This window comes from Reichenbachiella sp., assembly GCF_039944555.1.
Classification (GTDB): Bacteria; Bacteroidota; Bacteroidia; order Cytophagales; family Cyclobacteriaceae; genus Reichenbachiella.
In genome coordinates this window covers 1-7,591 of sequence record NZ_JBDUYN010000022.1, presented here as the reverse complement: position 1 = coordinate 7,591, position 7,591 = coordinate 1, and the positions used below count along the sequence as shown (strand labels likewise).

Annotated in this window: 4 protein-coding genes; all 4 read right to left on the bottom strand. The window is 45.4% G+C overall.

Annotation, left to right across the window (positions count from 1 at the left end; all coding sequences use genetic code 11):
* Positions 1–147: 147 nt before the first annotated feature.
* A complete protein-coding gene (locus tag ABJD64_RS25430; RefSeq protein ID WP_348175936.1) occupies positions 148–825 on the bottom strand; it encodes a type II CAAX endopeptidase family protein in 678 nt (225 codons plus the stop codon).
* Positions 826–1,249: 424 nt separating this feature from the next.
* On the bottom strand, positions 1,250–1,408 hold the full coding sequence (locus tag ABJD64_RS25425) for a hypothetical protein (protein ID WP_348175933.1): 159 nt from the start codon (positions 1,406–1,408) through the stop codon (positions 1,250–1,252).
* Between the two features lie 165 nt (positions 1,409–1,573).
* Positions 1,574–1,999, bottom strand: a complete 426-nt coding sequence (locus ABJD64_RS25420) for a hypothetical protein (RefSeq protein WP_348175930.1) — start codon at positions 1,997–1,999, stop codon at positions 1,574–1,576.
* Positions 2,000–2,001: 2 nt separating this feature from the next.
* Positions 2,002–7,575 (bottom strand): DUF6443 domain-containing protein, encoded by a 5,574-nt coding sequence (locus tag ABJD64_RS25415; RefSeq protein WP_348175928.1) that lies wholly within the window; start codon positions 7,573–7,575, stop codon positions 2,002–2,004.
* Positions 7,576–7,591: the final 16 nt, after the last annotated feature.

Here is a 7,591-nt window from a genome sequence, read left to right as displayed (position 1 = left end):
GAACAACTGTACCAGTCACAAAGTAGATACCCTTTGGATCACGAAATTTGTATTTCTCCGACATCGTACTATCTAAATGCAACGAGCTTCTACTTTTCCGCACGCGTTACGCCGAAAAGGCTAAACGCGCCCGATCAGGGTTCCTCGTCAGGGATATAGAAGTAATAGCAGAGCAAATAGATTAACTACCAAGTTATAAACAAAGTGAAGACCTATTACAATCATAATATTTCTAGTTCTAAAGTAGACAAAACCCAAATAACTAGAAAAAATAAATATTACAACATAATACATTATTGGATTCCCGATCCCAAATCTTGCTAAATCAAATAGGTCAATAGGGATATGTATTAATGTAAACATCATCGAATTAATAATAATTGCCATACTTGGCGAAGTATCTTTTAACAAATTCGATAAGAATATTTTACGATGTAATATTTCTTCTAATGGAGTGAAGATTATAAAAGAAAAGTGAGCAGCATAATATGCAAAATCTAAGTTTGCAACCTTTTCGTTTCCACCAAGCCTTGAATATACAAAAGCCAGCCCCATAATTAAACTTAAGAAAAAGAATCCAAATAAGTATCGTCTTTTTAAACTCCCAGTAAACACATAGTCTGCTTTGGAATCCAACTTTTTCCAATTTAAGAGCAGAATTATTACAATTAAATCATAAACCAATAGAAAAATCACTAAACTTAGTTCAGACCAATCATTCGACACCACTAAATCAAGAACTAGGCTTGAATACAAACTATTGAAAATATAAAACAAAAGCCCTAAAACAATGACAAGAATTGTCATGCGAATTTTAATTGTCATAAATTTTATTATTCTATTATATAAAGTGGTCGAACTTGATATTTGTAAGTGTTAAAATTGTATGTACTGTCATCATAGTGATTTATCATTAATTCGCTTCCATTTAACCATTTTTCACGCGCCCTGTTTTCTCTTAAATTTATAACAGTTTGGGTTTGATAGTTTGGTCCATAGGTATCCATTGCTGTATTTTCAAAACCTTGGGGCATCATAAATCCTATCTGCAATTCAGGAAGTATCGTTCTAATAACAATTTCCCCTGTATCTGGATCTCTAATTCTAATAACTGCTTTCGCCTCACCTGTAACAAGTTTTGTATTATACGACCCGGCAGTGTAAGGTCGCCAGTTGCCATCTTTAAGTGTATTCCGAACTACTGTTCTATTTCCGACCTGATATACATCATTTGATCCTCCATTAGAAGCTAATAACCCAGACCCAATAGCCGATTGAGGAGGCTTTTTAAATCACTCCCAAAATTCCTTACGGAAAAGTGAGCATTAAGTCTTTCTGATAATTGATGAACAAAAATCGTTCTTTCTTGTAATTCAACATCCGCTTCTACTGATAATCCAAAATCCATATTTTAACTTTTATCTAAAAATTCTATTGCCAGGTGGTAAATGACCATTGGTCCTACTTTCTTTCCTCATTTCTCGACACTACCAAAGAAAAAGGCACAAGTAAACACTTGCGCCAGTTTTTCTTAGTTTATGCTTGGACCAGTTGGTGGAGGGACCAGTTGGTGCTACTCTAATTCTTCGATCACCTTGGTAAACTTTAAATCATCAGAAATACCAAGCTCCTCTCGCTTACCTTCAAATTCATTTTTAGCAAAAGGCCCAATTACATTACTTTCAGGTAATTCAGAGACCTTGTTTTTAAAAGGTATGATAAAGTAATTTGTAATCAAATTATCGGGCGGATTAGGGAATTCTCTTGGATGCTGCTTAACAATAATAAAGTCCTCATCATAACCTATTGCAAAAACAGTAGAAGTAACAACACTGAAAGAATAACCTTCATCATTCTTATAATTCAAGGTCATGTCTGACATTACGTCAATCGCAGACAAAGAATAGCCCTTTGTTACACTTTCATAATGGGCATTACCAATGCATCCAAATAATGCTAAAGTAATCACTAATGAAGATACGATTGTTCTTAGTTTCATTCTTATTTAAATATTATAGGTTCTGTGAATATATAGGTCTGTGACATATTACCTCCGGGACCAAATGTCGACCTTAACCAATCAGGGCCAATACCGTAGGCAAGAGATTTGAAGCTTGAAGTATTAGTTAGTGTATAAGTCAAAGTTGTACCGTCACTAGTGATTGCAGGCGAAAAACTCCCAACAAATTGTTCAATAGGGTCTGATCCCGCTGCTATTGCTCCCGATATGCCAAAATTACCTCCTGACCAAACCTCTTTCCCTCTAAAATTAGTTACTCCATCAGTAATGCTTTTTCTTCCCGCATTTACTTCATTATACCAGTATTCTCTAGCTTGGTTCACAACCCTTGAATCCCGAAAAGAATTAGCTATTTCATCATTTCTAAATACTCTATTTTCAGCCCCTGTTCCAAGCGCCCAATCAACTGTCATACCTATTGCAGTCTCCCAAGGGCCAGCCCCCCCATTTGATTGATTTGACTTATAACTCGCATAGGATGTATTCGTCCAAGGAACAACAAGTCTGCCGTCCGAGGTGATCTGCGCATAATCCCCACTAGTGATAAACTGAATCATTTTTCTAGCTATAGCTACTCCACTACCTAAAGTAAAATTAACAGTTTGATCAAAGCTTGCCACATTACCATTATTATCATAGGTTGTAACTGACGCGCAATCTGTACATGTTGTACTTTTCAAGGCTTTCCGTCCCATGCTCTTAACCTGATAGTATCCAGCGCTGAGACCAAAATTCCCAAAAGTTCTGGAATAAAGCGAGCCTCGCCCACCTGTTCCCCCTCGATAGCCATGAGTATACATAGCTGCACGGTTGGTGGGAATTAAAGGTCCACCACCATCACCGCCATTTTCTGGATCACCAGGAGCTGTAGTCAGTCCTGTAGGGTCATTGTATTTGATCGGATTATTTCCTGCAAATTGACTAGGACTAACCCCTGTATATAAATCCGCCAACGCATCCACCCCATGGAACCTGCCCAAACTCGGGTCGTATTTCCTGAATGGTGTGCTGTACCAATCGGTCATTGCTTCCAGCTCTGAGCCGGCATTAAACTTAAAGTTTTGTTGGGTAATCGCTGCCCTACTGTAGGAGTTAAAAGAGAGGCCGAAAGGTAAGTAGTCGTCCTTCTGCACCACAGGACTATGCGTGTGCGTGACCTTCAGGTCATCGAAGTATACGGGTTGGTTGACGTTGCTTTGCATACTGGTGTAAATATATAAATACCCTGGCTCACTTACCGTGATATCATCCAAATATAATCGCTCCTGGGCCAGGTTTGCACTGCTACTGATCTCGTGATAACCGTTCTGGATCTCATTGTAGTTCTGGTCGAAGAGGATGTAGGACAGGTAAGCTGCCGGTACCGCGTCGTTGCCGCTGCCACCTACACCTCCTGCTCCGCCGACCAGTGCATCATTCACCCCATCGAAGATCGAACCGGACTCTCCTCCGGCTCCGCTCGTACCACCAAAGGCTCCGGCCAGGGCCGTAATGAAAGTATTGACTGCCACTGTATTATTGTAGCCCGTACCACCTTCATAGTAGGCATAGACTTCCATATCGATGGTATCACCAGGCACTACTTTTAGTGCAATCGCCGGACCGATCAGATGCAAGCTGTCTTGCCCGATCCGTGATACTTCGTCCCCACTGACGGTGTGGTTGGCCAAAGCATGGGTGTAGCGCGTTGAGTCCAGGTTGTAGAAATACGGCCTTTCCAGACTGGCTGAGTCGGTTTCCACGGTAGCCAGGTAGTCATCTGTGTCTATTTCCGTCTTAAAAGTCACCCTGACATTGCCCAGATGATCGGTGAGGTGGTACTGATACTCATAACCTTCGAAGTTGTTGCTGGCATCCCGTTCGGCTACGACACGGCCCTGACTGTGGGCGATGATTTGCAAACTGTCCTCCTGGTAAAGGAAGCCACCGAGATAGTCGGTGACGGTAGAGTCCCCGTTTTCTACCACCATCTGCGATACTTTGGCCCCGGAAGCGGCATAGGTATAGGTAATAAACTTGGTACTGTCATAGGTCACCCTGGTGGGCTGGTTGATGTGGTTGTACGTGATCGCGGTGATGCCTTTGTTTTTGTCTTCGGTGAGGTTGCCATTGGCATCGTACAAATATTCAGTAGCCACATTGACGCCGTCTTTGAAGCCGGTATCCATCGAGGCGTTGTCAGTCACTTTGGTGAGCTTGTTGCCTGAGTAGCTATACACCAAATCATCAAAGCTCTGGTTGGCCGTATCATCATGATCGCCTTTTCGCTTCAGGGTTTTGATGTTGCTGTTGGCATCGTAGCTGATGCTTTCCAGTCCGTAGTCCCGGCTGCTGGAGCCGGTGTTGTCATAATTGGCCGTTTTCAGGCGATTCATCTCATCGTAGGTATAGTTGAAACTGCTGGTGGTACTTTCATACGGATTTTTCCAGGCCACTTCACCGATGTTGCCATTGTACTGCGTGTTAGTGGCAGTTTCGTACTTAAACTCCATTTCGAAGAGATGATCCTCAGAGTCATTCGGATTGTTCATCTGCGTGATCCAGCCCCGAATGTTGTATTCATAGTCGATGTCTTCGAAGCCACCCGCCAGGGTTTTGTTTTCCAGTGCCCCCAGCTCGTTGTAGGTGTAGCTGGCGATAGTGACTGGTGTTGCCCCATCGATGCTATGAGTAGTGGTCAGCGACCGTCCCACATGGTCGTAGGTATAGGCCTGTTCGATGGTAGTCGTATCTCCTACTATTCCCTGCGGGTTGTGCTTGACATGGGTCTTCATCACCTGTCCGGCAAAGTTGTACTGTACGGTGGTGGTGTCTCCCCCTCCTTTGTGGTTTTCACTGATCGATTGCACAACCCGGTATTTATCATCGTAGAAGTTGACTGTTTCCAAAAAGGTGGTGGTGCCTAGTACTTTGGTTTTGGCACCTGTAGTTAATCCTTTCAGTGCATGTGTAGTTTGCGCAGGGGTTTCCCTATAGTCTGTGGTATCCGTAAATACACTTGATGGTAAACTAAAGGTCTTGCTGGTAAAATCATAGTTATCATAATAGCTCACCGAATATATGTCGTCGGCAGTAATCCCGGTAGGATAAGACAGATTGGTATATTTCATAAGCCCGGCAGCATCAAAGGTTTCATAAAAAACTGAAGAGGTGCCTACGGTTGTTCTAATCGCTGTGGCCGTGCCACTGATCTTCTTCTCTCCTGTGAGGATGGTGCGATTGAGCTGATCGTATTTTACGAAAGACCAAAGGGTATCGGCCCGCTGGTTGCCATCCTGGGTCAGTACGAGCCTGTTTCTGTCGTCATAGACCAGGTAGACCCAATCAGCTCCGGGCACCCGTTTTTCAATCAGACGATGACGATGATCGTATTTGTACTGGAAGGCCCAGGTGTCTAGTAAGGACTGGGTCATTTGTCCGCTGCTCTCGTACGCTTCCACGCCACCCGGAGGTAATACGTAGCGCAGACGACCTTTGTAGTCGTAGACATTGTAGGTTTCGGCCCAGCTGGTAGCGCCTGACTCCACTTGTTTGAGTACGGTCTGCCCTACCTTGTTGGTATAGGTGATCACCTGGTGATTTTCTTCGTCTGTGCCGGTGGTCTTGTACAGTTGTCCGGTGGTATAGGTACCGGTTTTGGCAAGGGTATCACTCACCACCTGCCAGATGATGACACTGTCCGCCGTGACATTGGTGGCGTAAGTCGCACTGGCCTTTCGATCGGCATCGTGCCAGGCTTTGCCTACGCCCAATTGGTTTTTGACGCGGTTCATGGGTGAAGCCTCATAGGTAGTCAGCGTGTACGGGACAGAATCATTGGCGATCTGGTCACCTGATACCAGGTAGAAGCTGGCCTGGGTGGTTTTGGTCGCTGTTTTTAGGGTGCCCGTCGTATCTCCCACATAAGGCAGGTATTGTTTGGCCATACGGCCCAGATCGTCATATTCATAGAAGCTGACCATATCCTTTTGATCCGGTGAAACCCGCATGGCAATAGATTGCATCGGTCGGCCCATACCATCGGCATAGCTGGTGGAAGTCAGCACGTCACCCAGCGCAGTAGGTAAACTGCCCGCATCTGTGACGGGCACGGTAAAGCTTCTGCCTGTGCTCTTATTCATTTGTAAATCATTGCCAATGGCGATGGTATCGGTTGCGTTCGTAGTACACGTATTTCGGTCGGCCACTACCGTATAGCTGCCGTCTGATGCCAGCACCGCTGATCGGGCTGCGCCACCGGTTCCGTCGAAGCTGAGTCCTGTGTCCTGGCCTCCTTTGTATATTTTGTAGGTCACATCGGCTTCGGATGCATCCATATGGACTTTACGGTAGTTGACCGGGTCATTGGCCAGCTCATCTCCTCCTTTGAGGGTTTGCACCGTGGGATAGAGCGTAATACTCCACGTGCCAAACTGAACGGCCTCACTCCAGCAGCCCTGGGTCGTTTTGGTACGGACATAGTAGTTACCACTGGCACTGATCAAATCGGAAGTATTGCCTGAATCCGTCTCGAGTTTAGAGGTACTACTCTGGCCCTGCCAGTAATATTCCTGCCCGGCAGGTAAGACTTGCGTGGTTGTCGCAGGCTGAGGCCCGCAGGCACTTGACACGCTGATGGAATCAACAATAGGAATATCTGGTGTTGGACCCGGAATTAAATCATTCGCATCAATAGAAACTGCAGCACTCCAGCAGGTGATGGCACTGGGCATCTCGCCCTTGGCTTTGACATAGTAAATATCAGGCTGCCAAATGGTATCTGAACTCATGAGGACCGGACTGGCATTATTTTCATCATCACCAAACCAGTACCAGGTGATTGGATACCCATGCACACCGGCACCTGGCTCGGTACCGTTTTTCGTAACGATACGTTTGGTACATTCATCGTCAGTGACATTGGGTGCATTGGGCATAGGTACCACCGTCTCCACAGTGATACTTCCAGCCATGGTTACCGGGCTACAGTTGGAACCGGCATAGGTGGCCACCACCGTATAAACGCCCGGATCATCATAGTTGCCCAGGGTCATACCGCTACCGGTGCCGGTAATTTCGCTCCCCTCATTCACGCCATCCTTTTTGACCTGGTACTTGACATCCAGGTTGGTATCATCAATGATCAGGGCACCGCTTTTATTGGCGCAGTAAGCCGTGGTGGTGATCGTATACTGGGTCGGCGGGTTGATAATCTTGGCGGTTCCGGTCATTAGCGTACTACAACTGCCATTAACAGCATATACTTCATAAGTCCCAACGTCTTCCGCATCGTAGGTAAAATTGACAGCACTACCTGTACCAAAGACTTTGACTATGGTCGAAGTACCTTCTACCAACACGGGTGCAGCATTGAAGTAGAGTTGGTACTCCATTCCTGACTGTGAACCATTGAGTCCGACGGTCAGTGTGCCTGCTGTGCTGCAATGGACACCTCCTGTGACTGAATATAAGTTAGGAACGGCATCCACAGTGGCAGTTACCGCTACTCTGTCGGTATCGGTGCAGCCTGTGGTAGTGCTGTGGCTGGCTGCGTAGTACGTGGTGGTACTACTCACCGTGGGACTATAGCTG